At 65.6% G+C, this 16,458-nt stretch carries 16 protein-coding genes and 1 pseudogene; 4 read left to right on the forward strand and 13 right to left on the reverse strand.

Annotated elements, in window-relative coordinates:
* Nucleotides 1-105: 105 nt before the first annotated feature.
* The 9 genes and pseudogenes from J6500_RS28620 to J6500_RS28660 form a co-directional block, all read right to left on the reverse strand.
* Nucleotides 106-1,320 carry a BaiN/RdsA family NAD(P)/FAD-dependent oxidoreductase gene (locus J6500_RS28620; RefSeq protein WP_225716053.1) on the reverse strand — a complete coding sequence of 405 codons (1,215 nt, stop codon included), beginning with the start codon at nt 1,318-1,320 and terminating at the stop codon, nt 106-108.
* A 2-nt stretch (nt 1,321-1,322) separates the two neighbouring features.
* On the reverse strand, nt 1,323-2,240 hold the full coding sequence (locus J6500_RS28625) for an SDR family NAD(P)-dependent oxidoreductase (protein WP_225716054.1): 918 nt from the start codon (nt 2,238-2,240) through the stop codon (nt 1,323-1,325).
* Nucleotides 2,241-2,497: 257 nt separating this feature from the next.
* The gene (locus J6500_RS28630) at nt 2,498-2,644 is read right to left on the reverse strand and encodes a hypothetical protein (protein WP_225716055.1); all 147 of its coding nucleotides are present in this window, start codon (nt 2,642-2,644) and stop codon (nt 2,498-2,500) included.
* Nucleotides 2,645-2,929: 285 nt separating this feature from the next.
* Nucleotides 2,930-3,409, reverse strand: a complete 480-nt coding sequence (locus J6500_RS28635) for a MaoC family dehydratase (protein WP_225716056.1) — start codon at nt 3,407-3,409, stop codon at nt 2,930-2,932.
* A 4-nt stretch (nt 3,410-3,413) separates the two neighbouring features.
* Nucleotides 3,414-5,040: pseudogene (locus J6500_RS28640) on the reverse strand (AMP-binding protein).
* Between the two features lie 132 nt (nt 5,041-5,172).
* Nucleotides 5,173-6,060 (reverse strand): 3-hydroxyisobutyrate dehydrogenase, encoded by an 888-nt coding sequence (gene mmsB / locus J6500_RS28645; protein WP_225716057.1) that lies wholly within the window; start codon nt 6,058-6,060, stop codon nt 5,173-5,175.
* Between the two features lie 24 nt (nt 6,061-6,084).
* The gene (locus tag J6500_RS28650) at nt 6,085-7,167 is read right to left on the reverse strand and encodes an enoyl-CoA hydratase/isomerase family protein (RefSeq protein ID WP_225716058.1); all 1,083 of its coding nucleotides are present in this window, start codon (nt 7,165-7,167) and stop codon (nt 6,085-6,087) included.
* Nucleotides 7,164-8,309 (reverse strand): isobutyryl-CoA dehydrogenase, encoded by a 1,146-nt coding sequence (locus tag J6500_RS28655; protein WP_225716059.1) that lies wholly within the window; start codon nt 8,307-8,309, stop codon nt 7,164-7,166. Before J6500_RS28655 ends, J6500_RS28650 begins: the two co-directional genes overlap by 4 nt.
* 21 nt (nt 8,310-8,330) lie before the next feature.
* Nucleotides 8,331-9,827 carry a CoA-acylating methylmalonate-semialdehyde dehydrogenase gene (locus tag J6500_RS28660; protein WP_225716060.1) on the reverse strand — a complete coding sequence of 499 codons (1,497 nt, stop codon included), beginning with the start codon at nt 9,825-9,827 and terminating at the stop codon, nt 8,331-8,333.
* Between the two features lie 122 nt (nt 9,828-9,949).
* Here J6500_RS28660 and J6500_RS28665 point away from each other — a divergent pair, with 122 nt between their 5' ends.
* On the forward strand, nt 9,950-10,864 hold the full coding sequence (locus J6500_RS28665) for a LysR family transcriptional regulator (RefSeq protein WP_225716061.1): 915 nt from the start codon (nt 9,950-9,952) through the stop codon (nt 10,862-10,864).
* 125 nt (nt 10,865-10,989) lie between these two features.
* Here the strand turns inward: J6500_RS28665 and J6500_RS28670 are convergent, their stop codons facing one another.
* Both J6500_RS28670 and J6500_RS28675 read right to left on the reverse strand, forming a co-directional pair.
* The gene (locus J6500_RS28670) at nt 10,990-11,589 is read right to left on the reverse strand and encodes a TetR/AcrR family transcriptional regulator (RefSeq protein ID WP_225716062.1); all 600 of its coding nucleotides are present in this window, start codon (nt 11,587-11,589) and stop codon (nt 10,990-10,992) included.
* 71 nt (nt 11,590-11,660) lie between these two features.
* Nucleotides 11,661-12,200, reverse strand: a complete 540-nt coding sequence (locus tag J6500_RS28675; RefSeq protein WP_225716063.1) for a PaaI family thioesterase — start codon at nt 12,198-12,200, stop codon at nt 11,661-11,663.
* Nucleotides 12,201-12,332: 132 nt separating this feature from the next.
* On the opposite strand from J6500_RS28675, the gene J6500_RS28680 reads away from it, so the two are divergent.
* Nucleotides 12,333-13,103, forward strand: a complete 771-nt coding sequence (locus tag J6500_RS28680) for an enoyl-CoA hydratase (protein WP_225716064.1) — start codon at nt 12,333-12,335, stop codon at nt 13,101-13,103.
* A gap of 16 nt (nt 13,104-13,119) precedes the next feature.
* On the opposite strand, the gene J6500_RS28685 is transcribed toward J6500_RS28680, so the two are convergent.
* Entirely contained in the window at nt 13,120-14,382 is a 1,263-nt protein-coding gene (locus J6500_RS28685) for an MFS transporter (RefSeq protein WP_225716065.1), read from the reverse strand.
* A 280-nt stretch (nt 14,383-14,662) separates the two neighbouring features.
* Here J6500_RS28685 and J6500_RS28690 point away from each other — a divergent pair, with 280 nt between their 5' ends.
* Together J6500_RS28690 and J6500_RS28695 are read left to right on the forward strand one after the other, a co-directional pair.
* Complete coding sequence (locus tag J6500_RS28690; RefSeq protein WP_225716066.1) at nt 14,663-14,803, forward strand: hypothetical protein; 141 nt, start codon at nt 14,663-14,665, stop codon at nt 14,801-14,803.
* 412 nt (nt 14,804-15,215) lie between these two features.
* Nucleotides 15,216-15,650: a hypothetical protein gene (locus J6500_RS28695; RefSeq protein WP_225716067.1), complete on the forward strand. Its 435-nt coding sequence runs from the start codon at nt 15,216-15,218 to the stop codon at nt 15,648-15,650.
* A gap of 125 nt (nt 15,651-15,775) precedes the next feature.
* On the opposite strand, the gene J6500_RS28700 is transcribed toward J6500_RS28695, so the two are convergent.
* The gene (locus J6500_RS28700; protein ID WP_225716068.1) at nt 15,776-16,420 is read right to left on the reverse strand and encodes a response regulator transcription factor; all 645 of its coding nucleotides are present in this window, start codon (nt 16,418-16,420) and stop codon (nt 15,776-15,778) included.
* Between the last annotated feature and the right edge of the window lie 38 nt (nt 16,421-16,458).

Consider the following 16,458-nt stretch of genomic DNA (forward strand, 5'->3'; position numbering starts at 1 on the left):
CGCCGCCGCGTTCGGTGTGCTCGGCTTCATCACCGACCTCGCGACGAAGACGGGATCGGAGTGAGTGGCACCGCGTAGGATGGGTTTCGCTTCGCTCTGCCCATCCTACAGGTTCAACCACTTCAATGCGCCCTTCCCGGCCGCAGCGCCGGTCGCGAACGACGCCTGCAACAGATAGCCGCCGGTCGGCGCTTCCCAGTCGAGCATCTCGCCGGCGGCAAAAGTGCCGGGCAGCTTGCGCAGCATGAAGTGATCGTCGAGTTCGTCGAAGCTGATCCCGCCCGCACTTGAGATCGCGCGCGCGATCGGTGCGACACCGGTGATCCGGATTGGCACCGCGTTGATCAGACTGGCGAGATCGGCCGGCGACAGCGACGCCAGCGGCCGGCCTGTCGTCGCAGCAACCTCCTGTAGCAGCCCGATGCCGACCGGTGAGAGCTGTGCAGCCTTGCGCAGGAAGTTGGAGACGGATTGCTTGCCGCGCGGCGCCGACAGGCGCGCGGTGAGGTCCTGCTTGGCAAGATCGGGGCGCAGTGCCACCAGCAGCGTCGCCGTCCCGCCGGCCAGCACCGCCTCACGCAGTTCCGCAGACAATGCATAGATCGCGCCGCCTTCGATGCCGGCGCGGGTAATGATCGCCTCGCCGCGCACAGTGTGCGACCCGATGGTCAGCGCGACACCCTTGAGCGGTTGGCCTTCGAAGCGATCGCGGAACAGATCCGACCACGCGACCGTGAAGCCGGAATTGGCTGGCCATATCGATGCGATGGCGATTCCCTTTGCCGCGAGGGTCACCGTCCACGCACCATCGGAGCCGAGCCGCGGCCAGCTCGCGCCGCCGAGCGCAAGCACCGTGGCGCCGGCATCGACCACGCGCGGACCGTCCGGCGTTGCAAACAGCAGACCGCCGGCTTCATCCCAGCCGAGCCAGCGGTGCCGGAACGCGAACTGCACGCCCGCAGCGCCGAGCCGCCGTAGCCAGGCTCGCAGCAATGGCGATGCCTTGAAGGCCTCCGGAAACACCCGGCCGCTCGTGCCGACGAAGGTCGGCTGCCCGAGCGCCGCGCTCCAGTCGCGCAGCGCGGCCGGCGGGAACGCCTCGATCGCCGCTTTCAGATGCGGCATCGCCTCGCGATAGCGCGCGAGGAAATCCGGCAGCGGCTCGGAGTGGGTGAGATTGAGGCCGCCGCGACCGGCCATCAGGAATTTGCGCCCGGCCGACGGCATCGCGTCGTAGACGGTGACGCGCGCTCCGCCTTGCGCCAGCACTTCCGCCGCCATCAGCCCGGCCGGACCGGCACCGATGACGGCGGCTGTCATGATCAGAGCTTGATTCCGGCCCGCGCCGCCGCCTGCGCGACGTACTTCTGCGTCTGCTCGAACGCACCCTGCAGCGCCTTGGCGGTCGACATGTCGCCGATCGCAGCAAAGTTCGCCGCGATCGCGTCGGGAGTCCATTCGGACTGCGGCAGGTTGACGCCTTCGGTCTCCAGCACCTTGATGACCGCAAACGAGCCGGCGCCGGCGCCCATGATGGTGCGGGTCGGAGCGTCTTCCGAGAGCAGGAATTCGACCGCCGGCGTAATCGCTTCCGGCTTCATCAGTTGCAGCGCCTGCGGCGGCAGCAACTCCTCGGTCATGCGGGTCGCCGCCGTCGGCGAGATGGTGTTGACCTTGATGTTGTTCTTGCGGCCCTCTTCCGCCAGCACGTTCATCAGGCCGACCATGCCGGCCTTCGCGGCACCATAATTGGCCTGGCCGAAATTGCCGAACAGGCCGGATGACGAGGTCGTCAGCACGATGCGGCCGTAGTTGCGCTCGCGCATGCCGGCCCACACCGCCTTGCAGCAGTAGAAGGTGCCGGTGAGATGCACGCCGAGCACCTTGTCCCAGTCGGCGACCTCGAGTTTTGCGAACGACTTGTCGCGCAGGATGCCGGCATTGGCGCAGAGCAGATCGACACTGCCCCACTCCTTGGTGGCGCGCTCGACCATCGCGGTGACCTGCTCGAAATTCGAGACGTCGGCGCCGTCGGCCATCGCGGTGCCGCCGGCCTTGCGGATCTCCTCGACCACGGTCTCTGCCGGCGACAGCGAGCCGCCAGTGCCGTCGCGCGCACCGCCGAAATCATTGACCACGACCTTGGCGCCGCGGCTGGCCAGCCCGAGCGCATGCGCCCGCCCAAGACCATTGCCCGCGCCGGTGACGATAGCGACGCGTCCGTCAAACCTGATTGCCATTTGCAAGTCCTGCTTCTTCACCTTCTCCCCCTGTGGGAAAAGGTGGCGCGCGTTAGCGCGCCGGATGAGGGGTTCTCTCCACAGATGAGCACGCGGAGAGATACCCCTCACCCGGCTTCATCTCGCTCCGCTCGATGTCGCGACCCTCTCCCACAAGGGGAGAGGGTGCACCGCCCGAGCGGCATGAAGAGGTTGGTGACTTTTGAGCAGCGATAAATGGCCGGGTCAAGCCCGGCCATGACTGCCGCGGGAGACGGTTAGACGGACGGGGCCATCGATCCGCACGGCTTCAGGCTCTTGATCAGGTGCCCGTTCCAGCATTCATGATGCTCCTGAGCGTAGCTGATCAGGCCGATCACAATCAAGGCGACCACAACAAGTCCGGCGACGATGTTCTGCACCATGGCTGCCACTCCCTGGACCCGCACCGCCTAAAGCAGGGATGATGGACACCGGAGATCGCCGCCGTCAATGCGCCATGTGGGCAAATGCACCGCACCATCGGATCAAGGAGACCCCTGCCCCGCGAGCGGGACAGCCGGCGCAGCCGTTGCTCAATCGCGTTGCCTGATCCTTCAGAGTGACGGGAAGGTTTGCTCAACTTGCTCGGTGTCATCGCCCGGTCCATGTGCGCAATGCGCACAGGCCGGGCGAGGACAGCGGTGGGTGGGACAAAGCTTCACATCCTCTCAGGAGAAATAGATCAGGCCGAGCCAGTCGGCGACCAAAGCGGGCTTCTCCTCGCCCTCGATCTCGACCGTGACGTTGGTGCGCGACAGCAGTTCCTTCGGCTTGCGCAGCGTGGCTTCGGCCAGCACGAAGCGGCCGCGCACGCGTTTGCCGGAGCGGACCGGCGAGATGAAACGCAGCTTGTCGAAACCGTAATTGACGCCCATCGCGGTGCCTTCGAGCACCGGCATCACCTCGTAGGACATGATCGACATCAGCGACATCGTGAGGAAGCCGTGGGCGATCGTGGTGCCGAAGGCGGTCTCCTTCCTGGCGCGCTCGGGATCGACATGGATGAACTGGTGATCCTCGATCACGTCGGCATAGGTGTCGATGCGGCCCTGATCCAGCAGGTGCCATGAGGACACGCCGATCTCCTTGCCGACCATGCCCTGATAGGTAGCAAAGGACACCGGCGGCTTCTTCCAGACTTCGTTCATTTCGCTAGCTCTCCGATCCGGCAGCCCGCACCTTCTGCAGCTCCGGAAATTCTTCCTCGCGGAACTCGGCTCCGCGCAACGCGTCCCCGCGATTATCGTCATGTTCGAGCCGGCGCAACTGCACGCGGCGGATTTTTCCCGAGATCGTCTTGGGCAGCTCGGTGACCAGCTCGAGCTTGCGGATACGCTTGAACGGCGCAAGGCGGGTGTGCAGATGCCTGAAGATCGACAACGCCGTCTCCGGCGTGCGCTCGACGCCGGCGACCAGCAGCACATAGGCCTTCGGGATCGCGAGCCGGATCGGGTCCGGGCTCGGCACGACCGCGGCCTCGGCAACGGCGCCGTGCTCGAGCAGCACGCTCTCCAGCTCGAACGGCGAGATCCGGTAGTCGGAGGATTTGAACACGTCATCGGTGCGGCCGACGAAGGTGAGATAGCCCTCCTCGTCGGTGAACACGACGTCGCCGCTGCGATAGATCTCGCCATCGGCGCCGCCGAGCTTGCCGTCGTCGCTCTGATAGCCCTGCATCAGGCCAGCCGGCCTGTCGGCGCCGAGCAGCAGCGTCACCTCGCCTTCGCGCGCGGCATAGCCGTCATTGTCGGTCACCTGCACGCGATAGCCCGGCAGCGGCCGGCCCATCGAGCCGACCTTGACCTTCTGCCCCGGCGAATTGCCGGCGAGCGCCGTGGTCTCGGTCTGGCCGTAGCCATCGCGGATGGTCAGGCCCCAGGCCGCCTGCACCTGGTCGATCACTTCAGGATTGAGCGGCTCGCCGGCGCCGCAGACCTCACGCAGGCTCACCTTGAAGCTCGCGAGCTGCTCCTGGATGAACAGCCGCCACACCATTCCATGGCGCGAAGAAGCAGCTCCAGGCATGCTTGGCCCAGCCGGGCGAGGAGATGTTGAGATGGATGTCGCCCGGCTGCAGCCCGATCCAGTACATGGTCGAGAGGTGGCCGACTGGATAGCTGCGCTGGCTGTGCCGCACCAGTTTTGGCTTTGCGGTGGTGCCCGAAGTGAAATAGAGCAGCATCGGATCGTCGGCATTGGTCGGCCCGTCAGGCGTGAACGCCTCGCCCGCCGTCGCCGCATCCTCGAATGGCAGCCAGCCGTCGTGCGCCTGCGTGGCGCCGACCACGATGCGCACCAGTTTTTCGCTGCCGAGGCCGGCGAACTTGGCGACCTGGTCCTGCGTGGCCACCACCGCCCTCGCCCGCCCGCGCTCCAGCCGGTCACGCAATTCGTCCGGGGTCAGCAGCGTGGTCGCGGGGATCACGACGACGCCGAGCTTCATCGCCGCCAGCATGGTCTCCCACAACGGCACGACGTTGCCGAGCAGCAGCAGCAGATGATCGCCGCGCTTCAGCCCCTGTGCGCGCAGGAAGTTTGCGACCTGGTTGGAGCGGCGCGACAACTCCGCGAAGGAGAGTTTCGTCTCGTTGCCGCTGGCGGCATCGACGATCCACAGCGCCGCGCGGTCGCGGCTGTCAGGAGCCTTCGCCAGCTCGTCGAACCAGTCCAGCGCCCAGTTGAACGGCACCGGATCCGGCCAGCGAAAATCCCTCACCGCGGTGTCGTAGTCGGTGCGGTGCTTGAGCAGAAAGGCGCGTGCGTCCTGGAATGTGGTCATCTTCTTCCGAGCCCGTCGAATTTGCGTTCAACGTAGCCCGGATGGAGCGAAGCGCAATCCGGGGCCGGTCGCGCCGAATGACGAAGTCGTCCCGGATTTCGCTTCGCTCCATCCGGGCTACGAGCGAAGCGGCTATTTCCCAGCGAGTCCCCGAACGTGCTGGATAATTCCGGAAAAGTCGACCCCGCCGTGTCCCGACGCATCGAAGGTCTTATAGAGCTCCTGCGCGTGCCTGCCGAGCGGCGTCACCGCGCCGGCGGCGTTGGCGGCATCCTGCGCCAGCGTCAGGTCCTTCACCATCAGGCTGGAAGCGAAGCCCGGCTTGTAGCCGTTGTTGGCCGGCGAGGTCGGCACCGGGCCTGGAACCGGACAATAGGTCGTGAGCGACCAGCACTGCCCTGACGAGGTCGAGGCGACGTCGAACAGCGCCTGGTGCGACAGGCCGAGTTTCTCGGCAAGCACGAAGGCCTCGCCGACCGCGATCATCGAAATGCCGAGGATCATGTTGTTGCAGATCTTGGCCGCCTGCCCGGCGCCGCCGGCGCCGCAATGCACGATCTTCTTGCCCATGTTGGCGAGCACCGGCTGCGCCGCCGCGAACGCCTTGTCCTCGCCGCCGCACATGAAGGTCAGCGTCGCGCCCTTGGCCCCTCCCGTGCCGCCGGAAACCGGCGCGTCGACCGAGGCCATGCCGTGCTTGGCGGCCAGCGCATGCGCCTCTTTGGCGCTCTCGACATCGATGGTGGAGCAATCGATGATCAGCGTGCCCTTGGCCATGTGCGGGATGATCTCGTTCCACACGCCGAGCACATGCTTGCCGGCCGGCAGCATGGTGATGACGACATCGGCGCCCTTCACCGCACCGGCCCCGCTTTCGGCGATCGCGGCACCGTCGCTTTTGGCTTGATCGCGCGAAGCGGCGACCAGATCGAACGCGGTCACCTTGTGGCCGGCCTTGACCAGATTGGCCGCCATCGGCCCGCCCATATTGCCGAGCCCGATGAATGCGACTGCTGCCATGACGCTTCTCCCCTTGCGACGTTTCTATTTGCGATTCGGAAACTTCAATTCGTCTGCGCCGATCTCGGCGAAGTAAGGCGCGACCATCTCCGGCGTCACGCCCTTGATCCGGTCGGGCGACCATTTCGGACTACGGTCCTTGTCGATTACAGCGGCGCGCACGCCCTCGCGGAAATCGTCGCTTGCGAACACTTCCAGCGCGGCGCGATACTCGCGCACCAGACACTCCTCAAGCGTCTCGGCCGCGCGCGCCAGCCGCAGCAGTTTGAGCGTCACCACCATGCCGCGCGGCGACTTCTCACTGAGCGTCTTCAAGGTCGCCTGCGCCATGTCGGAGCCGTCGGCCTTCAGCGCTGCGACGATATCCTCCATCCGATCATGCGCGAACCAGCTATCGATCTTGGCCTGCATCGCCGCCACCGGACCGGCGGTCTCGCCGGTCGCAAACCCCGCGATCAGCCGGTCGATCTCGGCGGAGCTCGTGCCGCGGGCGACCTTGGTCAGCGCCTCGCGCAGCGCCGGCAGCTTTGCGCTCGGCACCACGGCGTCAGCGAACTTCGCGTAGATCGCATCGGGGCCGTTCATGGTGGTGCCGGTCAGCCCGAAATAGGTGCCGATCTCGCCCGGCGAGCGCGACAGCAAGTAGGTGCCGCCGACATCGGGGAAGAAGCCGAGGCCGACTTCCGGCATCGCGAGTTTGGTCTTCTCCGTCACGACGCGGTGCCGGCTATGGGCTGACAGCCCGACGCCGCCGCCCATCACGATGCCGTCCATGAACGCGACATAGGGTTTTGGAAACTTCTTGATCCGCGCGTTGAGGATGTACTCGTCGCGCCACAGGATCTTGCCGAGATCGCCCTTGATCTTCGAGCTCTCCCAGAGCGCGCGGATGTCGCCGCCGGCGCACAGGCCGCGCTCGCCGGCGCCTTCCAGCACGATGACGGCGACCTCGGGATCGGCTTCGAACGCGTCGAGCGCGCGGTCGATGTCGTGGAACATCTCCAGCGTCACGGCATTGATCGCCTTCGGCCGGTTCAGGCGGATGATGCCGGCCGTCCCCTCCTTGCGCGCGATCAGGTCGCCATCGGCCATCGTTGCGTCACTCATCGTGCGCCCTCGATCAACTTGCGCGACACGATCAGCCGCATGATTTCATTGGTGCCTTCGAGGATCTGATGCACGCGCAGATCGCGCACGATCTTCTCGATGCCGTATTCGCTGAGGTAGCCATAGCCGCCGTGCAGCTGCAGTGCCTGGTTGGCGACCTCGAATCCGACATCGGTGCCGAAGCGTTTGGCCATTGCGCACAGCATCGAGGCGTCAGGGTCCTTGCGGTCGAGCGCGGCAGCGGCGCGCCACAGGAAGGTGCGCGCGGCCTCGAGCTCGGTCGCCATGTCGGCGATCTTGAACTGCAGCGCCTGGAATTCGTCGAGGCGCTTTCCAAAGGCCTTGCGGTCCTTCATGTAGGCCAAGGCCTTGTCGAGTGCTGCCTGCGCGCCGCCGAGCGAGCAGGCCGCGATGTTGAGCCGGCCGCCGTCGAGGCCTGCCATCGCGATCTTGAAGCCGATCCCCTCCTCGCCGAGCCGATTCTCGACCGGCACCCGGGCGTTCTCGAACATCACGGCGCGGGTCGGCTGCGCATTCCAGCCCATCTTGCGCTCGTTGGCGCCGAACGAGACGCCCGGAGTCTTGCCGTCGATGACCAGCGTCGAGACGCCGCCCGGACCGTCGCCGCCGGTGCGCACCATTGCGACCAGGAGATCGGTGTCGCCGGCGCCGGAGATAAACTGCTTCTGGCCGTTGAGCACGTAATAATCGCCGTCGCGCACCGCGCGGGTGCGCAGCGCCGCCGCGTCCGAGCCGGCGCCCGGCTCGGTCAGGCAGTAGCTCGCCAAGAGCTCCATGGTGCAGAGCTTTGGCAGCCATTTGTGGCGCTGGGTGTCGTTGCCATAGGCATCGATCATCCACGACGACATGTTGTGGATCGAGATGAAGGCCGACGTGGTCGGGCAGCCCGTGGCCAGCGCCTCGAAGATCAGCGCCGCGTCGAACCGCGTCATCGCCGAGCCGCCGACGTCGTCCTTGATGTAGATGCCGCCGATGCCGAGGTGTGCTGCCTCACGCATCACGTCGACGGGAAAGTGCTTCTCTTCATCCCAGCGAAGCGCGTGCGGCGCGATTTTCTCCGCCGCAAACGCCCGCGCCATGTCGCGAATGGCGATCTGGTCCTCGTTGAGAGCGAACTGCATGCTTCGCCTCTCAGGACACAATCACTTCATCGTCGGGATCGAGAACTCCGCGCCCTCCTTGACGCCGGACGGCCAGCGCGAGGTCACCGTCTTGGTCTTGGTGTAGAAGCGGACCGAATCCGGACCGTGCTGGTTGAGGTCGCCGAAGCCCGACTTCTTCCAGCCGCCGAAGGTGTAGTAGGCGATCGGCACCGGGATCGGCACGTTGATGCCGACCATGCCGACATTCACCTTCGCGGCGAAGTCGCGCGCCGCGTCGCCGTCGCGGGTGAAGATCGCAACGCCGTTGCCGTAGTCATGCTCGGACGGCAGCGCCAGCGCTTCGCTGTAGTCGTGGGCACGCACCACCGAGAGCACCGGGCCGAAGATCTCTTCCTTGTAGATCCGCATATCCTTGGTGACGTTGTCGAACAGCGAACCGCCGAGATAGAAGCCCTTTTCGTAGCCCTGCATCTTGAAGCCGCGGCCGTCGACCGCGAGCGTCGCGCCTTCCTTGATGCCGATGTCGATGTAGCTCTTCACCTTCTCGACCGCCTCGCGGGTCACCAGCGGGCCGTAGTCAGCCGACGGATCGACCGAGGTGCCGATCTTGAGCGACTCGACGCGCGGGATCAGCTTTTCCATCAGCCGATCGGCAGTGGTCTTGCCGACGGGGACCGCGACCGACACCGCCATGCAGCGCTCGCCGGCCGAGCCGTAGCCGGCACCGATCAGCGCGTCGACGGTCTGGTCCATGTCGGCGTCGGGCATCACGATGGCGTGGTTCTTGGCGCCGCCAAAACACTGGCAGCGCTTGCCGGTCTGCGCGGCGCGTTCATAAATGTATTGCGCAATGGGCGTCGAGCCGACGAAGCCGACCGCCTTGATGTCGGGATCGTCGAGGATGGCGTCGACCGCCTCCTTGTCGCCGTTGACGACGTTGAGGATGCCGGCCGGCAGACCCGCCTCGATCATCAGTTCGGCGAGCTTCAGCGGCACGCCGGGATCGCGCTCGGAGGGCTTCAGGATGAAGGCGTTGCCGCAGGCGATCGCGGGAGCGAATTTCCACATCGGGATCATCGCCGGGAAGTTGAACGGCGTGATGCCGGCGACGACGCCCAGGGGTTGGCGCATCGAATAGATGTCGATGCCGGGGCCAGCGCCCTCGGTGTATTCGCCCTTCATCAGGTGCGGGATGCCGCAGGCGAACTCGGCGACCTCGAGGCCGCGCTGGATGTCGCCCTTGGCGTCAGGAACGGTCTTGCCGTGCTCGCGCGCGAGCAGCTCGGCGAGCTTGTCGTAGTCGCGCTGCACCAGCTCGACGAACCGCATCATGACGCGGGCGCGTCGCTGCGGGTTGGTCGCGGCCCACTCCGGCTGCGCCGCCTTGGCGTTCTCGACCGCGGCGCGGACTTCGGCCTTGGAGGCGAGCGCGACCTTGGCCTGGACGTCGCCGGTCATCGGCTCGAAGACGTCGGCCGTGCGGCCTGACGTGCCCTTGACCTCCTTGCCACCGATGAAATGTCCGATTGAGCGCATGGATAACCTCCCTCTGGGGACCTGAATCGCCGCGGCTGGGCGGCGAGATCGCTTTACAAACGGTATTGACCCTGCATTTTATGGGATTCAAGTCCGATAAATTGCACCATAGATGTGCGGAAATGCTGGATCAAGGCGGCGGCACGATCGACTGGGATGACTTCCGTTTCGTGCTGGCGATCGTGCGCGGCGGATCGGTTTCCGCTGCCGCCAAGCAGCTCGGCGTCGATCATGCCACAGTGATCCGGCGTGTCGACCGGCTGGAGCGTCACCTCTCCGCAAAGCTGTTTGATCGGCGCAAGACCGGCTATCTGCTGACCGAGGCCGGCCAGCGCGTTGCCGACAGCGCGGAAGCGATGGAATCCACCATCGTCGCCAACCAGGAGGCGGTCGGCGGCTCGCGCGCCCATCTCACCGGCACGGTGCGGATCGGCGCGCCCGACGGCTTCGGCAGCCACTTCCTGGCCTCGCGGCTGGTCAAGTTCACGGAGCGGTATCCCGATCTCGATCTGCAACTTGTAGCCACCGCGCGGCTGTTCTCGCTCTCCAAGCGCGAGGCCGACATCGCGATCAGCCTGACCATGCCGAAGGAAGGTCGCATCGTCGGCCGCAAGCTGCTCGACTACACGCTCGGGCTTTATGCCGCACCCGCCTATCTCGCGCAGGCGCCCGACATTGCCGGGCGTGCCGACCTCGCGAAGCATCGCTTCGTCGGCTATATCGAGGAACTGCTGTTCACACCGGAACTGGACTACCTGCCGCAGGTCTCGCCGAAGATCTCAGCCAAATTCCGCAGCGCCAATCTGATCGCGCAGCTCAACGCCACCATCGCCGGATTCGGCATCGCCGTGCTGCCGCACTTCATGGCGACCGCGCATCCGGAATTGCAGCCGGTGCTGCCTGACGAAGTGCGGATCTCCCGCACCTTCTGGCTCCTGATGCACGCCGACAGCAAGGACCTCGCGCGCATCCGCGCGGTGGCGGATTACATCTACGAGACGGTGGAAGCGGAGCGCGCGCTGTTTGGGGGACAATAACTCCGCCGTCGTCCCGGCGAAGGCCGGGACCCATTACCCCAAATGTCGATTGTTGCGCGATGCTGGGGGCCACAGCGTTCTTCAACAACACAGCCCTGGGGTTATGGGTCGCGGAAAGAGCGCGCTTAATTCGCCTTCTTCTTCGCCGCCGCCGCACGCCCCAGCACCGCCTCGCGGCCGGCGCCGAGTATCTCGTCCGACAATTCGCCATTGCCGGCGATCCGCGACATCACGATGCTGCCCATCATGGTCGCCAGCACCGCCGTCGCCTGCTTGCGCGCGGTCTTGCGCGGCACGTCGACGATCTGGTCGGCGATCATGTCGATCATCTGCTCGAGCTTGAGCGCGAAGGCCTTGCGCGTCTTCGGGCTCTCGCGGGCGATCTCGGCACCGAGCGCCGGGATCGCGCAGCCATGGCCGGGATCGTCGCGGTGCACCGGGGTCAGGTAGCCGTCGACGATGGCCGCAAGCCGCTTCTCGGACGGCATCTCGGCGACGACCTTGCGCCAGCGCTCGATGCCACGGTCCATCGCGTAGTTGAAGGCCTCGATCACCAGCGCCTCGCGCGAGTCGAAATGGGCGTAGAAGCCGCCATGGGTCAGCCCGGCGTCCTTCATCAGGTCGGCGACGCCGATGCCGTGGGCGCCCTTCTCGCGCAGCTTCACCGCGGCCTTGCGCACGATCCGCGCATGGGTCTCCTGCTTGTGTTCCTTGGAATAGCGCATGCCACTCTCATGAAATGTTTCCAATCATATAATAGCAGATTTGCGGCGGAAAAGCTGCTGCTATTTCGCTCCTATTGCGCTTTTGGCGCCTCCCCGATCATGGAAAAGGTCGCGGTTGCGTGCACTGCGAGATTGCCTTTGCCGTCACGGACGAAGCCCTCGGTGTAGCTGGTCTGACGGCCGAGCTTGATCACCTTGCCCTCGGCGCTGATGGTTCCCGAGCGTACCGAGAGCGGCCGCAGATAGGTCAGCTTGAGATCGAGGGTCACCGAGGTCTGCCCGGCCGGCAGCACGGTCGAGATCGCGCAGCCCATGGCGGTATCGATCAGCGCCGCCGCGGTCGCGCCGTGCAGCAGGCCGATGGTATTCTCAAGGCTCTCATGCGGGTCGAGTTCCATGACGATCCGCCCCTCATCGACGGTGGCCATGCGGAAGCCGATCAGCTTCGCCATCGGTGGCGGCGGCAGCACACCGTCGCGGATCGCGCGCATCGCCTCCATGCCGGACATCGGCATCGCCGCCTTCGCCACCGGCCCCGGCGCCTGCCATTCGACGACGCGCACGCGCAGCAGATCGGGCGAATGAAGGTCGGTGGTCCCGGCGGCGGTCATGACGGCTCCATTATATGATATTTATAATTCTATACGTGCGCCTCTCGGCACGCAACTGTCCCGCCGGTCCCTTGACAGCGGCCGGTATTGTCCGGGACATGGCGCAATCATTCCCTGTTCCCGAGACCATCCATGGACCTGCTCAATCCCCATTGCGGCATCGACGGCGACGCGAGAGGCGTCGTTCGACTGACGATCTGCAACGCCGGCAAGCTCAACATCCTGAGCTCCGACGTCACCGACTGCGTGCGCGAGGGTTTTGAACACCTCGCCGCCAACGGCGACATCCGCGCCGTGATCCTGACCGGTGAAAGCGAGCGCAGCATGATCGGCGGCGCTGACATCAGGGAGATGGCGCGGCTCGACCAGCGCTCCGCCGAGGAGTTCATCAGCCGGCTGCGCGATCTCTGCGAGGCGGTCCGGCAATTCCCGGCGCCGGTGATTGCCCGCCTGCCCGGCTGGTGCCTCGGCGGCGGCCTCGAGGTCGCCGCGGCCTGCGATATCAGGATCGCCGCGCATGATGCGATGTTCGGCATGCCCGAGGTGCGCGTCGGCATCCCCTCGGTGATCCACGCCGCGCTGTTGCCGCGCCTGATCGGCTGGGGCCGCGCCCGCTGGCTCATGATGACCGCGGAGAACATCGACGCACCGACAGCGCTGGTTTGGGGCCTGGTCGACACCGTGGCCGAACCCGGCGGCCTCGACGCGGCCGTCGAGCGCACGGTGAAGGCGCTGCTGGAATGCGGCCCCGAGGCGCTGCGCATCCAGAAGGATCTGCTGCGGCAGTGGGAGGAGTTGCCGTTGACGGAGTCGGTCAACCTCAGCGTCGGCGTGTTCGGCCAATCCTTCCTGACCGGCGAGCCGCAGCGCCTGATGCAAGGATTTCTGGACCGGAAGCGCTAGTCGCCTTTCGTAGCCCTCACCTTGCATTCGCCGGCGCATGCACCGGCCACAGATCGGCGCGCCAGTGCAGCGCGATGGCAAGCATCGCGATGAAGCCGGCGGCGGCGAGCAGCGTGCCGGTGGCGGAATAGCCGATCAGGTCGATCAGGCTGCCGGCGGCGAGCAGGCCGAGTGGCAGGCCGTAGATCACCATCATGCGCACGCCCATCACCCGGCCGCGCAGATGCGCGCTGGCGTTGCGCATCAGCATCACGGCGGCCGCGATCATCGACATGCTCTGCGCGATGCCGGCCAGCACCAGGCAGGCCATCGCCACCGGCATGGTCCGGAGCTCGACGAACACCAGCAGCATCGCGTACCAGGCCAGCGTCGCGCCGATCAGGAGCCGCGCGATGCGCACGCCGCCGGCCATGCTGAGCGTGATCGAACCGATCAGCGAGCCCACGGCAAAGCTGGCGGAGAGATAGCCGAGACCGGTCTGGTCGGTATGAAAGATGTCGCGCGCGACGTAAGGCAGCAGGCCGTTGGTCAGCGGAAACGCGGTGAGATTGGCCAGGAACGCGACGCAGAGCGCGGCGCGCATGCCCGGCCCGCTCCAGGCATAGACCATGCCTTCCTTGAGGTCGCGCAGCAGCGTCGCGGCGAATGTGCCGCTGACGGCGTGATCCACCATGACGTGGGTCTTCGCCGGGCGGGTCATGCACATCATCAGCACGGCGGCGAAGAAATAGAAGCAGGTGATCCCGACATAGACGTAGCCGATGCCGAGCGCGGCAAACAGCCCGGCCCCGGTCAGCGCGCCGGCGATGCGCGCCGAGTCCTGCGTGGTGCGCGCGAGGCTGATGGCGCCGACCAGTTGCTCGCCCGGCATGATGTCGGCGAGCAGCGCCCCCCGCACGCCGAGATCCGACGGGCGGATCACTCCCATGATCGCGACGATGATCATGACATTGAGCGGCGCGAGATGCCCTGTCAGCGCCAGCGTCATGATGGTCCCGGCCAGCGCCGTGTACGCAAGGCGCATCACGACGAGCAGATCGCGGTGCCCGACCCGATCGCCGATCATCCCGACCACCGGCGCCACCAGCGTGCCGACATATTGCAGCGAGGCGAGCACCGTGAGCAGCAGCACCGAACCGGTCTCGACCATGATGTACCAGCCGAGCACCAGCGTCTCGACCTCGAACGCCCAGGAGGTGAGCAGGTCGGACGGCCATTGAAAGCGATAGCTGCGAATGCGGAATGGCGCGAGCGCGGAGGTCCGCGCGGACCCACTCACGACGCGAAGACGCGTTTCACGGCGTTCTCTGCCCTTCTTCTTTGGTTTCTTCTGGGTCTTGATTCTCTGGGAAAGCTCCCGTCCGAGACGGTAACGGGGGCGATGCCCGTGTCAATTGCTGGCGCCGCATGCCGCCATGCCGGGGATATCGGGCGTGAAGCCGCCCCGCCACGCGGATCGGAGCGCCGGCCCGCACCGTTGCTACTTTTTCCCGGCGACTGGAACGAAGCGACTTTTTTCAGGTTCTTCGATCAGGGCATCTGGAGTGGCTGAGATGGGTATGGGCGAACAGTTCGCATGCGCGTCGCTGGTAGCGCTGTTTTCAATCGCGCTGCTCGTGACAGCTAACCTGTTCGTGGCGTCGAAGTCAGCCAAGAACCTCGCGATGCCCGCGGTGCAACAGGTCCGGGTCCATCTCTAACGGCGCACCCGGTTCGCCCACATCTACTCCCGGCGAGGTGAGATGCGGATGGTCGAGTCACCGGGATCACATCCGGTTCGGTGCCTCGCCGCAACTGCGCAAAAAAAACGGCTCCGGCGCAGCCGGGGAACTGCGCCGGAGCTCTTATTGGGAAGTTGATTGTGCCTTGAAGCACAGCATCAACGCCGCGGCGTACAAAGCGTTCCGACACTTGTTGCATATTTTTCCCGCGGTTACGAACAGGCCCGTGACGACATGCTTGTCGCTCCGCCGTATCCATGGCGCAGGATTCCTGCTTTAGGGGTACCCGATCTCCAGGAACCATTGCCATTTCTTCCCGTTGGTCGGCGCCGGCGCGGACGTCCGGCCGCGAACGGCGGGTGAAAGCGCGATGCCTCTGCTTCGATACTTCTTGTTCACAGGAGCAACGCTGCTCGGCCTGCTGTTCCTGGTGGACTGGTATCTTCCGGCGGCGCCGCTCACCGAGACGCGCAACGACATCGACCGTTCCGTGATCCGTATCCACTCGCGCCACAAATGGCCCGAGGCGATCCGAATGGACACGAGCGCACCGCTCGTCACCGCAGCAGCTCCGGTTCCGATCGTTGTGGCTGCCGAAGCCTCCGCTCCGCCGGCGCAGCCCGAAACCCCGGCGCACTTCCAGAAGCCGGCTCAGACCGGGAAGCAGGCGCAGGCGGACGAGTCGCAGGCAACCTCACGCAAGGCAAGGTCGACACGCCAAGCACGGTACGAAAACCGCCGGCGGACCGCCACGCGTGAAGCCGGACAGCGCGTGGCCAGCTACCGCACGCCGGATTGGTTCGGCTGGCCCTCCGCCAGTTGGTGAAGAAGCGCCAACAACACAAGCGAACTCGCCGGGCCTGCATCTGCCGCATCGATTGCCCCGGCGAATGCAGCCTCCGGCAGTAAGGAACTGGCCGCGCCACGGCGCGGCCAGTTCAATTCAGCGGGTCACCCCAGCTCCATCTCGACGGAAATGCGCACGAGGTCGGAGTGGTTCTTTGCGCCGAGCTTCTGCTTGAGCAACGAGGTGGTGTTGGCCACGGTCTTGTAGGAGATACCGAGCGCCGCTGCGACGTCGACGATCTTGTCGCCGCGCCCGAGCAGTCGCAGGATCTCCAGTTCCCGGGCCGTCATCATCGAGGCCGGATTCGCCTTGATCGCGGCCGAGGAGAAGGTGACCGCCTTCGCCAGATGCGGCGAGATGAACTTCTCGCCCGCCGCGACCTTGCGCACCGCCTTGACGAACAGGCGGGGATCGTCGCCCTTCGAGATATAGCCTTGCGCGCCCATCTCGACCGCACGCACGACGAATGCGGGATCGTCATTCATGCTGAACATGATGATGCGGGCGTCCGGGTCGTCCTTCCGGATCCGCCGCATCAGCTCGAAGCCCGACACGTCCGGAAGTTTGATATCGATGATGGTGATGTCCGGCCGCTTCTGTGTGAAGGCACGGTGACCGGCCCTGGCATCCGCGGCCTCATCGATCCTGACCGATTTGTCGGAGGCAAACAGTGACCGGCAGCCCGAGACCACCACCGGATGGTCGTCGACGATCAATATTCTGGTGGCTGATTTGGCCGTATCCTGCACACAGTCCTCCTCTGCCTAGATAGAACTTCACGCGGAAA

The organism is Bradyrhizobium semiaridum (genome assembly GCF_020329505.1).
GTDB classification, from domain to species: Bacteria; Pseudomonadota; Alphaproteobacteria; order Rhizobiales; family Xanthobacteraceae; genus Bradyrhizobium; species Bradyrhizobium semiaridum.